Here is a 15,434-nt window from a genome sequence, read left to right as displayed (position 1 = left end):
CATAAATTTTTGAGCCACTCCCAACTATCTAGTACATCAACTGGTTAGGTGAGAGCGGCTGGTTATTTTTTTAAACAATAATTCTCGCTGTAGGGCTGAGGCAAAATCGACGAGGTAAAACAACAATGTCTTATAAATTTGAAGAGGGTAAAGATGTATTAATTGAAGCCATTGTAGATAGGATTAGAAGCTCTATGGTTGGTGAGCAAACCGAGTTTTGCGCCGAATTTGCGAAACAGCTCTATGGTACTGTAGCTATGGAAGATCTTAACGCATGGACTGTCGATGATCTTTATGGCGCTGTAGTAAATTTTTGGTCATTGATTAATGAGCGTGCACCACATGAGACGAAAATTAGAATCTATAATCCAGATTATGAGCGTCATGGATGGCAAACCACGCATACCGTAATTGAAGTAATTTGCGATGATATGCCATTTTTGGTTGATTCAATCCGTTTAGTAATCCATAGAATGGGATTATCTTCTCATCTAACGATCCATATGGGTGGCATTCGCGTTAAAAGAGATAAAAATAATCGAGTTTGTGAAATCTTACCCCGCAATCAAATGTTAGATGAAAAAGGGGTGATTCATGAAGCGCCTATATTTCTTGAAATTGATCGACAAACAGATCCTAAGATTCTTGAAGAGCTACACCAAGGATGTGAACGAGCCCTCGAAGATAATCGAGTTGTTTATGAAGATTGGGAAAAAATGCGAGCTGAAGTTCGGGAAGCAATTTCAGAAATTGATAAAGTATCTTCTGTACTTGATTTGGATGAGGTCGAAGAGACCAAGGCATTTTTACATTGGATTGAAGACCATCATTTTACTTTTTTAGGGATGAGGGATTATGAATTAGTAGAAAAAGGTAAAGAAACAGTGTTACAAGCTGTTCCTAAAACTGGATTAGGACTTCTACGTGAAAACGTTACTAAATCAATGGCACGTAGCATTTCTGCGATGACACCTGAGGCCCGTGAGTTCACCTTATCTCCTCGTATTTTAGTTACTTCAAAAACAAATACCTTAGCAAGCGTCCATCGAGATGCATACACTGACTATATAGGAATTAAACGATTTAATGCTCAAGGAAATGTGATTGGTGAAAGAAGAATTATCGGCCTTTATACTTCTGCTGCCTATCATACCAACCCCAAACAAATTCCATTTTTGAGACGTAAGGTAGCGCTCATTATGGAAAATTCTAAATTAAATCCACGAAGTCACGCGGGTAAGGTTTTGTTAAACATTCTTGAAACGTTGCCACGAGATGATTTGATTCAAGGAACAGAAGATGAGCTTCTGGAAATTGCAATGGGTATTTTTTACATGCAAGACAGAAAGCGTATTCGATTATTCGCACGTGTTGATGTTTATCGCCGCTTCGTCTCCTGTTTGGTATATGTTCCCAAGGATAGAATTAATACTGAATTAAGAATGGCGATGAAGAAAATTCTTGATGAGAGTTTTAACTCGATTGAGACCACATATTCAACTCAATTTACCGAGTCTGTTCTTGCGCGTGTTCATTTTATCATCAAAATCAACCCCAATTTGCCTTTTGAGTACGATTTAAAAGAAATTGAAAAGAAATTGATTGATGCAGGACGTTCTTGGACAGATGATTTGCAAACTCATTTATATGAGACTTATGGAGAGGAGCAGGCAAATAGTCTCTATGCTCGTTATAAAAATGCATTTCCTCTTGCTTATAGTGATACGTTTCCAGCAAGAACAGCGGTCTATGATATTAAACATATTGAATTACTCACACCGGAGCAGCCATTAGGTATTAATTTTTATAAGCCATTGGATGAATCAGAAAATAGTTTTAGATTAAAAGTGTATCAACATGATACCACTATTCCTTTATCTGATGTTTTGCCTATATTGGAAAAGTTGGGCTTACGTGCGATTAGTGAACGTCCTTATCCATTAAAATTTGAGGATGGCAAGGTAGCGTGGATTAATGAATTTGCCATGCAATACAATAAGCCAATTGAGTTTGATCTGGATGAAATTAAAGAATTATTCCAAAATGCGTTTGCCAAGGTTTGGTTTGGACAAGCTGAAAATGATGGATTTAATCAACTCGTTTTAGCAGCAGGACTTAATTGGCGAGAAGTTGCTGTTTTACGTACTTATGCTAAGTACTTTAAGCAAATTGGGATTACTTTTAGCCAAGACTATATGGAAACAGCATTAAATAATAATGTTGCTATCGCTAAAAAGTTAGTGAGACTCTTTGAAATTCGTTGTAATCCTGCTCATGATCCTAATCGAGAAGATCGCTTTACCGATTTATCCATTGAAATATTAGCTGATCTGGATACCGTATCCAATCTTGACGAAGATAAAATAATTAGACAGTACATTCATGCGATTAGTGCAACTTTACGCACTAACTTTTACCAATTGAATACCGATGGACATCATAAGCCTTATATTTCGCTTAAGTTAAACAGTAAGATTATTCCAGGTGTGCCAAAACCACATCCTATGTTTGAAATCTTTGTTTATTCTCCACGTTTTGAAGGGGTACATTTACGTTGTGGTAAGGTCGCTCGTGGTGGCTTGCGTTGGTCTGATCGCAGAGAAGATTTCCGTACTGAAATACTTGGTTTGATGAAGGCACAACAAGTTAAAAATTCTGTCATTGTACCTAGCGGTGCTAAAGGTGGTTTTGTACCTAAGTTGTTGCCAGTAAATGGTACACGTGAAGAAATAATGGCTGAAGGAATAGGTTGTTATCAATTATTTATTCGTGGGCTTTTGGATATTACTGATAATTATGTTGAAGGCAAGGTTGTCAAGCCTGAGAGTGTTATCTGTTATGATGAGGATGATCCTTATCTTGTTGTTGCTGCAGATAAAGGTACCGCAACTTTCTCTGATCTAGCTAATGCCATTTCATTAGAATATGGTTTTTGGCTAGGTGACGCTTTTGCATCAGGTGGCTCAATAGGTTATGACCATAAGAAAATGGGAATTACTGCCAAAGGAGCATGGGAATCAGTGAAGCGTCATTTCTATGAATTGAATATAGACATAGAGAATAATGATTTTACTGTTGTTGGTATTGGCGATATGGCTGGAGATGTCTTTGGCAATGGTATGTTGTTATCAAAACACATCAAATTAGTCGGTGCTTTTAACCACATTCATATTTTTATCGATCCCAATCCTGATGCTGAGGCCAGTTTTAAAGAACGTGAGCGTTTGTTTCATTTACCTCGATCAAACTGGACAGATTACGATAAAAAGCTTATTTCCAAGGGAGGCGGTGTATTTAATCGGAATGCTAAATCAATTCCAGTTAGTAAGGAAATGCAAGCGGTTTTTGGAATTAAACAAAATGAAATTGAGCCAAATGAGTTAATCAAAGCGATTTTGAAAGCGAAGGTAGACTTACTTTGGAGTGCAGGAATTGGAACTTATGTTAAAGCCAGCACTGAATCAAATGCGAATGTTGGTGATCGAACCAACGATGCGACACGAGTTAACGCAAAACAATTACGATGCAAAGTTGTGGGTGAGGGCGGTAACCTGGGTTTAACCCAACTGGCACGAGTTGAATACTCGCTCAATGGCGGAATGGTCTATACCGATTTCATTGACAACGCGGGTGGTGTTAATTGCTCTGATAAAGAAGTGAATATTAAGATTCTACTTAATGGTATTGTTGCAGTAGGTGATTTGACTCCAAAACAACGCAATGAACTGTTAGTTGAGATGACCGATGAAGTAAGTAAACTGGTACTTCGTGACAATTTCTTACAAACACGGGCAATTAGCTTATCTGCATCACAGCCTCTACAAGCATTGGATTTGCAAAGCCGTTATATAAGCGAACTAGAGCGTACAGGAAAAATCGACCGTAATCTCGAGTATTTACCAGATGATAAAGTCATCCTTGAGCGTAAATTGATGGGTAAAGGTTTGATGCGTCCTAGTATTGCTGTATTAATGTGTTACAGCAAAACAATTCTGAAGGAGCAAATTTTGGCTTCCGGCGTTCCTGAAGAAAGTTATATGACGCAATTCTTAATTAGTTCGTTTCCTAAGCCTTTGCAAGAACGATTTAGCAAACAAATGCAATCGCATCCGCTAAGAAGAGAAATTATTGCAACCCGATTAAGCAATATTATCGTGAACGAAATGGGCTTTACTTACGTTTACAGATTGCAGGATGAAACAGGTGCACCAGTATCGGCAATTGTAAGATCTTATATGATTACTCGCTCTGTGCTTAATTTAGAATCTGTTTGGAAACAAATCGAGGAATTGGGTAACAAGGTCAGCGCTAAAAAACAAATAGAAATGATGATGCTTTATTCCAGATTAGCGCGACGTATTACACGCTGGTTCTTACGTAGTCAACGTCGGTCTGTGGACATTTCTGAAGTTGTAAAACTTTATGCACAAGGGGTTGTTGAGCTTAAAATGTCTGCCCCAGCTGTCTTAAATGAAGAGCGGCGAGCACGATATGAAGAGCATAAACAAGAGCTTATTGATGAAGGTATTCCTCCAGCTCTAGCTCACGAGTTAACTGTTACACGCGGCTTGTTTGCGGCGACAGACATTATAGAAATTGCTCACAAGAAAAATATGAAAGTAGCCCAGGTGGCTGAAATTTATTTTGGAATTGGTGAGTTTCTAGATCTTGCCTGGATAAGAAAACAAATTATTATGCATCCAAGTGAGAATCATTGGGAGTCATTATCTCGTGAAGCTTTGCGAGATGATCTGGATTGGCAACAACGCCAACTTACAGCTGGCTTGATCAACTACGATGGAGATAATCCTGATTTCCAAGCACGCCTTGCTGCTTGGGGAGAGTCTCACCGTGCATTAATTCAGCGTTGGCGCTATATTGTGGCCGATCTTAAAGCAAGTACAGTGCTGAACTATACTATGTTTTTTGTTGCAATCAGGGAATTGTTGGATTTAACTCAAACTACCATGCAATCCTATGCTTTAGCAGAGCAAGAAGCATAAATAGTACTGTAGCCTGGCTGCTTGCAGCCAGGAATTTTAGTTATTACCGCGCTTATAAGGAGTAGGTTGGGTTTTGGCTTAACCTACTTGATTCGCAAGTAAACTTGGCTAAGTTAATGGGAGGGACTTGACGTCTGTGAATTCTATTGATTGATGACATCCCTCAAGAAATACAGTTCGATCTGCCTCTTTTAATATACTTACTGCGACTAAATAATGATCCGGACCAATAATAGAAAAATCAATCAATTCCCCGAGTTCTGATCCTTCATGTTGATTTAGTATTTTTTGTCCAGAATAGATTTTTTGTTCCGTTTTCATTTCATAAATTTTCATTTGATGTTTTAAAGTTGCTTTATAATGTATTCGAGCAATAATTTCTTGTCCCTTATAGCAACCTTTATTGAAACTAATGTATGGAGTTTGTTGTAAATCAAGTCGATGAGGTAAAAATAGACCTCGAGATTCCGGATATATTTGTATTTGTTTTTGGTAGAGCCTTAGAGTGTGCCAGGTTAAAGAACCAAGAAACTGCTCTTTGTTCGCAAAGCGTTGCTGTATCTCTTGTGCATTATCGGCTAAGGTCAACAAAATGTAGAAGCCATTACCTAAATGATAAAAACAAGAATGAGCATTATATGTCTGGGAATAAGGTGTACTTGGGAAAAAATCCGAGTCAGGAATAATATCTTTTTGATTTTGTAAATAAAATCCAAAAACCTTAAAAAATGGGCTTGTCTTGAGCGAAACACGAGACAGTAACGCATATTTATTTAGTGAATTGATTGTTGCTTCTTTTAGATCGTTAGGGAGGATTAACTTAATTCCTTGCCAATTGATAATGTCCATTAAGGCAAGAATTCGTCCTTTAAGATTACACTGGGCACCTTGAATCATTTGTATATCGGATACGGACTGCACGTCGCATGTTAGTTGTCCTTGAAGAAAATCAATGGCTTTATCCCCGATAACATCAATAACCCCAAGATAGGATAAATCAAATAAATAATTCTGTTGAGGCAAAAGGATTAATTCCTTTTCCAAATCTTTAAAAGTGGTTAATGTTCTACTATTAACCTGGTGTGTAAATATATTACTCATTGTGATTAACCTGAAAATAACGCCTAGTTTTAATAACTAATAACCGGCTAATGGAAATGTTGGAGAGTTTAGCTGATTTTTTAAACTCGCCATAGGGGCTGTTTGCAATTCTACTCTCTTAAGCTAAATGGCGAATTGTAAAAGACTCTCGTAGTGATTTGTTAATATCAGGTTAATGATTGATGTTTATAAAGCCAGTAGTGTATCATTTGGTCGTAACCTCATTCGTAAGAGATATATCATGTTGGATACCAAAGAAAAAGCAAGACTAGAATGGCACTGCCGTCGCGGTATGCTGGAATTGGATCTTATTTTACAACGTTTTCTTGAACAAAAACTTGATGTTTTGTCTCCACAAGAACTCGATGCGTTTAACTCATTATTAAGCTGTACTGACCCAGAGCTATTTGCTTGGCTGATGGGACATGAAGAGCCTCAAGATATAGAGCTAAAAAAAATTGTTACTATTATCCGAACTAGTAATTGAACCAGGAAAGTCAAAGACTTATTTGCGTTTAACTTTAGTAATTTATCTTATTACAGTTGTTTTAATCTTTTATTCCTCTATTTATCTATTTATTAAAGCAATTTTGCTTGGTTTTATTATTGTTTTAGTAAAAACAGATTGTGCTATGCAAAGTCCATGTACCTCAATAAAAAAAATACAATTTATAGGCAACGGATGGATTTTGGAGCCTTATAGGGGCAACAAAAAAACTTATGTTCAGGCCACGATTCTTATTCACAATCCTTTTTTTATGCTCATTGAGTTTAAAAACAAGAGACAAAAAAAATGTATTGTTCTATTTAACGACCAAATTACAAACAATCAATTACGTTTATTACATCTTAAAACACATCAAAAATAGTATATAATTATACATATGGCACAAATAATAGTCAGTCATTCATATAATGGAATTATGAGGAAGTAATGAATAAAGAAGCTTCTTATAGTGATGAAGACTTAATTAATTTAGCAAGACAGGGGAACATGGAAGCTTATAATCTGTTGTTGTCACGGTATAATAATAAAATACAACAAATTATTCACTTACATATTCAAGACCGAGCAAATGTTAGTGATTTGGCGCAAGAAGTATTAATTAAAGTTTATCGCTACTTACATTATTTTAAAGAGAAAAGCCAATTTTCTACCTGGTTGTATCGTATTACTCAAAATACAATCAAAAATCATTATCGTACTGCCAATTTAAGAATGGATATGGAAGCTGAATACGCAGACAACTGCAATCCGTCGGTACAATTATCACCTGAATATTTATTAATTAATATTGAATTTGGTGAGCAATTGGAAACCATTCTTTCTACTCTATCTGAAGAGTTACGCCTTTGTTATGGAATGCACATCCTTGATGGTCAATCTTATGAGGACATTGCAAAAAAAATGGATTGTCCTATTGGAACTGTGCGATCTCGTATTTTTAGAGCTCGAAAAATAGTCATGGCATCAATAGATCAATTGTAGTCATTTTTTTCCTTTCACGGTTATGATATAAAACAAGTGCTTACTTACTAATCAATATAACTGTTTTCCTTTTAAAAATTAAGGGATGAATTATGTCTAAACATGAAGAGCGCTTGAAACTATGTAACAAAAAAATAGATGCATTATTTCAAGGATTGAAATTAAGTGCAGAAATTGAAAAAGAATTGGAAGCAATTAAAAATTATTACTACGCATTGTATCAGGAGGCAAATTTTGAGGAAGATGAAGAAGAATGCATACAAATTTACGAGCTGTTGGTTACAGGACTTGAAGAGATAAAAAGTGGCGTCTCAAAACCTGATGAGGTATTAAAGACTATAGAAGAAATAAAGTCTCTTAGAAAAAATGGCGTTGTTCTTGAGAATATTTGCAATGCGATAGAGCTATTATTCTGGGCTGGGTTTGCGTGTACCTTTTTCTCATATAGCATTGTAATGGCCGCACCTCTAGCAGCTGCTAATCCTTTCTTTGCTCTTGCTGTAATAGCAATTGCTAGTTTGGCTGCAATATACTCAATGGCAAACCTTCTTAGTTGCATTGATGAATTTAAATCGTGTGCACCTGTTGAGGAGGAATATAACCGAGAAAAAAATTTAATCTCGTTTTTTAAACCTGCTTTAACATCTTCTGAAATATCTTCTCAAGAATCTGACGAAATAACCTACCCAACTGGGAGCTTCTATCCTCAAGTCATGAACATGAGTACCAATTAATTTAGAACAGATATATTTTAAAGTAAGTCCCGAATGTAGCTACCGCCTCATTTGGGACTATTTATTATTAATCCTCGGTTATTGCTGTCTGTTGATGGTTTATCAAAATTCTTAATTTTCGCTTTATAAATTCAACAAATAAGCTGCGATAAAAAAAACATATGATAAAATACCCTAATTCGTTTGAACTCTTAAATAAGAACTTATGCTGGAAAGTGATCGCTTAATCAGTACTCAAAATATCTCCTCAGAAGAGGCGATTGATCGTGCTATCAGACCCTTGAGTCTTAGTGAGTACATAGGGCAGGATGCTGTGAGCTCTCAAATGCAGATTTTTATTGATGCCGCTAAAAAACGAAAAGATGCTTTGGATCATGTCCTAATATTTGGTCCTCCTGGCCTGGGTAAAACGACTTTAGCCAATATTATTGCTCACGAAATGGGTGTTAATTTGCGACAAACCTCTGGACCGGTAATTGAACGTGCAGGTGATATCGCAGCAATACTCACTAATTTACAAACAAATGATGTTCTATTCATTGATGAAATTCATCGACTTAGTCCGGTCATAGAGGAAATACTCTATCCGGCAATGGAAGATTATAAATTGGATATCATGATCGGGGAGGGACCAGCCGCAAGGTCTATCAAACTCGAATTACCGCCGTTCACTTTGATTGGTGCGACAACACGAGCTGGGTTACTTACTTCTCCACTTAGAGATCGATTTGGTATTGTACAACGTCTCGAATATTATTCTGTTGATTCATTAACACAGATTGTTGCACGTTCTGCGCAATTACTTAATGTAAAAACGAAACACGAAGGAGCGAGAGAAATCGCATTGCGTTCAAGAGGAACTCCACGTATTGCGAATCGATTGCTCCGTCGTGTTAGAGATTATGCCGAAGTTAAAGGAAGTGGGGTCATTAGTCTTGATATTGCACAAAAAGCATTAGAAATGTTGGATGTGGATAAGCATGGTTTTGATCTCATGGATAGAAAATTACTTTTAGCTGTGATTGAACAATTTAATGGAGGTCCTGTAGGTATTGATAGTATTGCGGCAGCAATCGGCGAAGAAAAAGGCACAATTGAAGATGTTTTGGAGCCATTTTTAATACAACAAGGATTCCTTATGCGCACGCCAAGAGGTAGAATAGCCACGGCAAAGGCATATCAGCATTTTGGTATAACCACAGTAGAGCAGGATTAATTCTATGGATGACGCAACCACGTATCAACATGTCTTTCGAGTGTATGCTGAAGACGTAGACTACATGGGCATTGTGTATCATGCAAATTATCTTTGTTATTTTGAGCGAGCTCGAACAGAGATGTTACGACAAAATAATTTGATCCTCTCTGATTTGATGAAGCAAGATACTCTTTTTGCGATATATGATGTACATGTTCGTTATAAAGCACCAGCACGGTTGGATGATTTACTAACAGTCAACACTCAAGTGCAGCAATTAGGCGCTTGTAGTTTTTTATTTGAGCAAGGCATGCAAAATCAACAAGGAAAAGTAATTTGTGACGCTAAAATTCAAGTGGTATGCGTGAATAGTAGTTTGAAACCAAAACGATTTCCACTTGAATAAAAGAATTATCGTAGCTTAAGTGAGAGCTAATCCTGGGTGCGGTGCAGTATGCCGCTGTACTACACCCAGACTACGATGAAGAGATAAGATCTTGGTACTGGAGATAATATAGATGGGTAATCAAGCAAATGTATTAATGTATTTTATGCAAGCAGGTTTAGTTGTTAAATCAGTCATGATTTTATTAACTGCTGCATCCATTACTTCTTGGACATTAATATTTCAGCGTGCCTGGTTTTTTAACCGGAAAAAACAGTTTACAGAGGCTTTTAGTCGAAGATTTTGGGATAGTGGTGACTTGAGCAGACTTTATGCTGATATTGATAGTAATTTAGATGAGCGACATGGCATGGCAGCTATTTTTCATGCTGGTTTTAAAGAGTTTGTACGCGCCAGAAAGCAGGGTAATGTAATCATTGAACCGATACAGCGAGTCATGCAAATTACTCATGCAAAAGAAGCAGAGAAGTTGGAAAAACATTTACCCTTTTTTGCTTCTGTAGGTTCTATTGCACCTTATGTAGGACTATTTGGTACTGTTTGGGGTATAATGACATCCTTCCAGGCATTGGGGCATGCCCAACAGGCTACTATTGCTATGGTGGCTCCTGGTATCTCCGAAGCACTTGTGGCTACCGCTTTGGGATTATTTACAGCAATACCAGCGGTTATTGCATACAACCGATATACAACGCGTGCTAATGACTTATTAAATCGATTTGATTTATTTCAGGAAGAATTAATATCGCTTATAGAACAACAAAACAGTGACACTGTAAGAGGGTAGAATTTGAAATGATCCGAGCAAAAACCAAACGTGAGCGCCCCATATCTGAAATTAATGTCGTACCCTATATCGATGTGATGTTGGTTTTACTTGTTATTTTTATGATCACAGCGCCAATGCTGAGTCAGGGGGTCACTGTTGACCTACCGAAGGCTGCAAGTCAGACTTTGGCTCCTACAGATAGAGAACCTATTATTGTTTCAGTAAATCAGCAAGGTACTTATTTCCTTAACATCAGCAGTACACCTGCTGAACCTATAGAATCACAAGCATTGGTGGTTCGTGTTGCTGCAGAATTGGAGTTAGCAAAACAATCCAATCAAAAGCTGAATGTACTGGTTAAGGGAGACCAGGGAGTTGCATATGGAAAAGTCGTGCAGGCAATGGCACTACTCAAGCAAGCGGGTGCAGAACAAGTAGGATTGCTGACTGATTCAGAAGCAGAAAAAACAGAGGGGCAAGCATGATAAGCAATCCCAGTTATCGCAAGGCCTTTTTTGCCGCGCTTGGATTACATCTTTTTTTAATCGTGATGTTGTTCACTGACAATTCAAGTCAACGACCTGTTTTAACCGCAGAAACTAAGAATACTCCAGGAATAGAACAGCCCATCGCAGTGACGCCACAAACTGAGGTAGTGAAAGCAGTCAGTGTTGATAATAAACAAGTCATGGAAACAGTGAATCGTTTAAAGCAGGAACGTGAGCAACAAAAACGAGCTGAAATCAATCGACAAAATGAACTTAAACGACAAGCAGAAGCCGCAAGACAGCAACGAATAAAGGAGCAACAACAAATCGCACGACTCAAAGAAGAGGCCAATAAAATAGCTATTGCACGAAAAAAGCAGGTAGAGGAAGAAAAAAAGCGATTAAAGAAACTTGCCGAACAAAAAGCATTGGAGGCAAAGCGTGTTGAAGAGTTAAAAAAGCAAAAAGAGGAATTGGTAAAACAACAGCAACTGGAAGCTAAAAAGCTCGACGATCTGAATAAGAAAAAGTTGGTAGAGAAAGCTCAAGCTGAAAAAGAGAAAGCAGAAAAAGAAAAAGCTGAGCTGGCAAAAAAAGCAGAAATGGAGCGAAAAAAGCAAGCAGCAGCTGATGCAGCTGCAAAACAAGCACAAGCAGCTCAAAATGCTGAAAGACAAGCACGTATTGCAGGTGAAGTTGACAAGTATAAGGCTCTGATTGTAAATGCCATTGGAAGAAATTGGATATTGCCTGAAAATGTGGACAGCACCCTATCCAGTCAATTCAGAATACGTCTTGCTCCTGATGGTATGGTGTTGGAGGTTACTTTAACCCGAAGCAGTGGCGATCCGTTACTTGACCGATCAGCACAAACAGCAATTTATAAGGCTTCGCCGTTACCTGTACCAGCGGATGCAGAAACATTTAATCTGTTTCGCGATATAAGTTTAACCGTTCGACCAGAACAAGTGAGGGGGTAAAACTCGTGATTAACCGAATTATTACACTATTTTTATTGTTTTTGACACAGCAAACTTTTGCTCTTGATTTGGAGTTAACCCAAGGGATTAACTCTGCTTTACCCATTGCAATTAATTCGTTTGGCTCAGATAGTACTGGTAAAGAAATTGGACAAATTATCGAAAATGATCTGAATTTATCAGGGCAGTTTCGAATTGTTTCTGGCCCACAAGGAGCTAACTCCCAATCATCAGTTAGCACATTGAAACAATTGGGAGCCGACAGTGTTGTAACCGGCCGAGTAAGTCAGGTAGGGGGGCATTATGAAGTTAGCTTTACACTAACTGATGCTGTGGCTAATGGTGCAACATTATTGACGAAAACTTATCAAATTAATGCGAATCAAGTGAGACCGCTAGCGCATCATATTAGCGATGAAGTATACCAAAAATTAACAGGGGAGAAGGGGATATTTTCTACTCGTATCGCCTATATTTCTGTGCAAAGAATGGTAGGCAGTACTCGTTACTCACTCGAGGTTGCTGATGCTGATGGACATAATCCTCAAAGTTTGTTGGTTTCATCCGAACCTATTATGTCTCCAGCTTGGGCACCTGATGGTAAAAGCATCTCTTATGTATCTTTTGAGAAAAAAAGAGCACAAATATTTACGGTTTCAGTTGAGACAGGTCAAAGACGCTTAATTACCAGTTTCCCTGGAATTAACGGTGCTCCTGCATGGTCGCCCGATGGCAGAGAACTTGCTGTAGTATTATCTAAAAGTGGAACACCTAAAATTTACAGCATAGACATTAACTCGGGTAATATGAAGCAATTGACCTTTGGAGATGCTATTGATACGGAACCACGCTATGCTCCAGACGGTAAAAGCATTTTATTTACCTCAGGTAGAGGCGGGTCGCCACAAATATATCGTCTATCTTTAGCAAATGGCCAAGTATCTCGTTTAACTTTTGAAGGCAACTATAATGCACGCGCCTCTTATACTCCAGATATGAAAAATATTGTTATGTTGCATCGAGATGATAAGCAATTTAACATTGGCTTACAAAGTGCAACCGGCGGACCTGTTGTCAGCCTAACTTTCTCTGGCCGGGATGAGTCTCCATCTGTTGCACCCAATGGTCGTTTGATTCTTTATGCGACTCATAATCAGGATAAAGGTGTATTGGGTATCGTTTCTCTTGACGGTAGAATAAGAATGAGACTACCTGCACGTGAAGGAGATGTACAAGAACCTGCGTGGTCTCCCTATTTAGGTTAATTATGTCACGAATTATATATGGACTTATTTTTTGTTTGGCCGCTTTCAATGCTTATCCTTGGAATGCTGCAGGCCACAGGGTAGTAGCACAAATTGCTTATGATAATTTATCACCAAAAGCTAAGGAAATGTGTTACAAGTACCTTCGTTCGCGGACACACAACACGCCCAACTCAAGTTTTGTTAGCGCTTCGACTTGGATGGATGAAATAAGATGGAGGGAAGTGTATTGGTATGATGTAATGCATTATATTGATACCCCTTTTTCCAGTGACGGAACCCCTACGCCTGCCATTGAAAGTACTAATGCAGTAAAGACAATTAAACTGGCTAGTTCCGCACTCGCTTCTAAAAAGACAACCCCATCGGACAAAAAACTCGCATTACGCATGTTAATTCATATAACAGGTGATATTCATCAACCTTTACATGCCATAACTAGGGTTAGCGCACAACATCCCAGGGGAGACTTAGGTGGTAATTTATTCTTACTAGGAACCAATCCAGTAGGTAGTAATTTACATCAATACTGGGATAATGGAGCCGGTTTTTTTCTGGGCCAATATGACGAGATACGAGTAAAAAATACAGCCCAGCAATTGGAACAAAAACTCCCATGCTCGGTTATTGGTAAACAAACAAGACCAGCCAAATGGGCAAAAATGTCTTATAAGTTGGCTTTAAGGAATGTTTATCAAATGAACCCTAATGAAACTCCTAGTATTAAATATCAAGAAAATGCCCAGCAATTAGTGCAAAAGCAAGTCACGTATGCAGGATGCAGGCTCGCTGCGTTACTTAATAAAATTGCCCAAACATAGCATGAATTAGCAGATTTTTATAATGAACGTAGTGCATATTTTAAAAAAGAGTGTTTATTGTATTGTTTGTATTACCCTGATCTTTTTATCTTTATTTTGTGCTGCTTCGTCCAACAATTCAGAACAGTATTTAGTACGACTACAGCAAGAGCTGAACAAATTTGACCCGATTTTGAAAGATAGTGTTATTACTGTTTCAAGTAGATATGGTACTTTTTCATATTCAGGCCAGAATGTAACTGATCAATCCCAATTTTATATTGGATCACTTACCAAACATATGACAGCTTATATGTTGCTGAGTTCATTGAAAAAAAAATATGCTCATCGCGATTTAACGCAGATGTTAGAGCAAAAAATTACCTTATTATTTCCGGACTCTACATTTTTAAAAAATGTTAATAGACCTTGGGTATCCGAAATTACTTTACTGGATTTATTAACTCATCGATCCGGTCTTTCTGATTATATTGATTATTATCAGAGTGAACTGATGCAGCCCCAAGCTTTGAATAATCCAATCAACCCTGTAGAAATCATGCAGTCGGTACATTTTAATTCTGAGAAAAGATATCATTATTCCAATACAAATTATCTGTTATTGGCAAAGCTGCTTGAAGAATTAGAACAATCATCTTTTGAGGATATTTTCCATAAACTGATTAAAGAACCTAGTGATATGACCTTTTCATCGGCGCCAGTTAAAGATAATTACTTTGTTTTAAAAGAAGATAGTCGATTTTCTAAATTAGTTACAAATTTGAATAGCGAAATCTTCATAGACATGAATAATGCTGTTGGAACTGGAAATATCATTTCATCCAGCGCTGATTTAGTTAAATGGAATAATTATTTTTATGCCAAGGCAGAGTCTGTACTTCGCTCAATTATGCTAAAAAATTATTTTAAGGACGAAGACGGAAACTGGGAACATCTTGGTTTGTCGACGGAGTTAACTTCTTTAGGTCCATTAATTGCATTCCAAGGTGGACAAGACAGCTATCATAGTTTTCTTGGATACTTGCCTCATTATCAGATATCGATAGTAATACTAAGTAATAACGTGGACGATTTTGAGAAATTAATGAAGATCTTAGATGATTTTTTATTAATTAAATTTGATTAATAAAGCAAAGTATAAATATTGTGCTATATTTTAGAGGCAATTGTAAAAATAGGA

At 37.5% G+C, this 15,434-nt stretch carries 14 protein-coding genes; 13 read left to right on the top strand and 1 reads right to left on the bottom strand.

All coding sequences use genetic code 11. The features are described from left to right. Positions 1-125 precede the first annotated feature (125 nt). A complete protein-coding gene (locus tag ACF8MK_RS14675) occupies positions 126-5,003 on the top strand; it encodes an NAD-glutamate dehydrogenase (protein ID WP_392537278.1) in 4,878 nt (1,625 codons plus the stop codon). A gap of 108 nt (positions 5,004-5,111) precedes the next feature. Here ACF8MK_RS14675 and ACF8MK_RS14670 read toward each other — a convergent pair whose 3' ends face one another. Then, the gene (locus tag ACF8MK_RS14670) at positions 5,112-6,104 is read right to left on the bottom strand and encodes a YgfZ/GcvT domain-containing protein (protein ID WP_392537277.1); all 993 of its coding nucleotides are present in this window, start codon (positions 6,102-6,104) and stop codon (positions 5,112-5,114) included. Between the two features lie 241 nt (positions 6,105-6,345). On the opposite strand from ACF8MK_RS14670, the gene ACF8MK_RS14665 reads away from it, so the two are divergent. The 12 genes from ACF8MK_RS14665 to ACF8MK_RS14610 all read left to right on the top strand — a co-directional run bounded on the left by ACF8MK_RS14665 (position 6,346) and on the right by ACF8MK_RS14610 (position 15,380). After that, entirely contained in the window at positions 6,346-6,591 is a 246-nt protein-coding gene (locus tag ACF8MK_RS14665) for a succinate dehydrogenase assembly factor 2 (protein ID WP_265704827.1), read from the top strand. Then, positions 6,563-6,973 (top strand): hypothetical protein, encoded by a 411-nt coding sequence (locus ACF8MK_RS14660; protein WP_392537276.1) that lies wholly within the window; start codon positions 6,563-6,565, stop codon positions 6,971-6,973. Before ACF8MK_RS14665 ends, ACF8MK_RS14660 begins: the two co-directional genes overlap by 29 nt. Before the next feature lie 65 nt (positions 6,974-7,038). Next, positions 7,039-7,593 (top strand): sigma-70 family RNA polymerase sigma factor, encoded by a 555-nt coding sequence (locus ACF8MK_RS14655; RefSeq protein WP_392537275.1) that lies wholly within the window; start codon positions 7,039-7,041, stop codon positions 7,591-7,593. A gap of 92 nt (positions 7,594-7,685) precedes the next feature. After that, entirely contained in the window at positions 7,686-8,327 is a 642-nt protein-coding gene (locus ACF8MK_RS14650) for a DUF5638 domain-containing protein (protein WP_392537274.1), read from the top strand. A gap of 205 nt (positions 8,328-8,532) precedes the next feature. Beyond that, entirely contained in the window at positions 8,533-9,543 is a 1,011-nt protein-coding gene (ruvB, locus tag ACF8MK_RS14645) for a Holliday junction branch migration DNA helicase RuvB (RefSeq protein WP_392537273.1), read from the top strand. Positions 9,544-9,547: 4 nt separating this feature from the next. After that, positions 9,548-9,931, top strand: a complete 384-nt coding sequence (locus ACF8MK_RS14640) for a YbgC/FadM family acyl-CoA thioesterase (RefSeq protein ID WP_265704832.1) — start codon at positions 9,548-9,550, stop codon at positions 9,929-9,931. Positions 9,932-10,043: 112 nt separating this feature from the next. Next, complete coding sequence (gene tolQ, locus ACF8MK_RS14635) at positions 10,044-10,718, top strand: protein TolQ (protein ID WP_028380655.1); 675 nt, start codon at positions 10,044-10,046, stop codon at positions 10,716-10,718. A gap of 8 nt (positions 10,719-10,726) precedes the next feature. After that, positions 10,727-11,185 carry a protein TolR gene (gene tolR / locus ACF8MK_RS14630; RefSeq protein WP_265704833.1) on the top strand — a complete coding sequence of 153 codons (459 nt, stop codon included), beginning with the start codon at positions 10,727-10,729 and terminating at the stop codon, positions 11,183-11,185. Then, positions 11,182-12,168 carry a cell envelope integrity protein TolA gene (gene tolA / locus ACF8MK_RS14625; protein ID WP_392537272.1) on the top strand — a complete coding sequence of 329 codons (987 nt, stop codon included), beginning with the start codon at positions 11,182-11,184 and terminating at the stop codon, positions 12,166-12,168. Before tolR ends, tolA begins: the two co-directional genes overlap by 4 nt. 5 nt (positions 12,169-12,173) lie before the next feature. Next, the gene (tolB, locus tag ACF8MK_RS14620; protein WP_392537271.1) at positions 12,174-13,433 is read left to right on the top strand and encodes a Tol-Pal system beta propeller repeat protein TolB; all 1,260 of its coding nucleotides are present in this window, start codon (positions 12,174-12,176) and stop codon (positions 13,431-13,433) included. Between the two features lie 2 nt (positions 13,434-13,435). After that, on the top strand, positions 13,436-14,254 hold the full coding sequence (locus tag ACF8MK_RS14615; protein ID WP_392537270.1) for a S1/P1 nuclease: 819 nt from the start codon (positions 13,436-13,438) through the stop codon (positions 14,252-14,254). 22 nt (positions 14,255-14,276) lie between these two features. Then, positions 14,277-15,380, top strand: coding sequence for a serine hydrolase domain-containing protein (locus ACF8MK_RS14610; protein ID WP_392537269.1), 1,104 nt, complete (start codon positions 14,277-14,279; stop codon positions 15,378-15,380). Positions 15,381-15,434 lie beyond the last annotated feature (54 nt).

The organism is Legionella sp. 227 (genome assembly GCF_043161935.1).
In the GTDB taxonomy this organism is placed as follows: Bacteria; Pseudomonadota; Gammaproteobacteria; order Legionellales; family Legionellaceae; genus Legionella; species Legionella sheltonii.
This window is presented reverse-complemented; position numbering and strand designations above follow the sequence as displayed.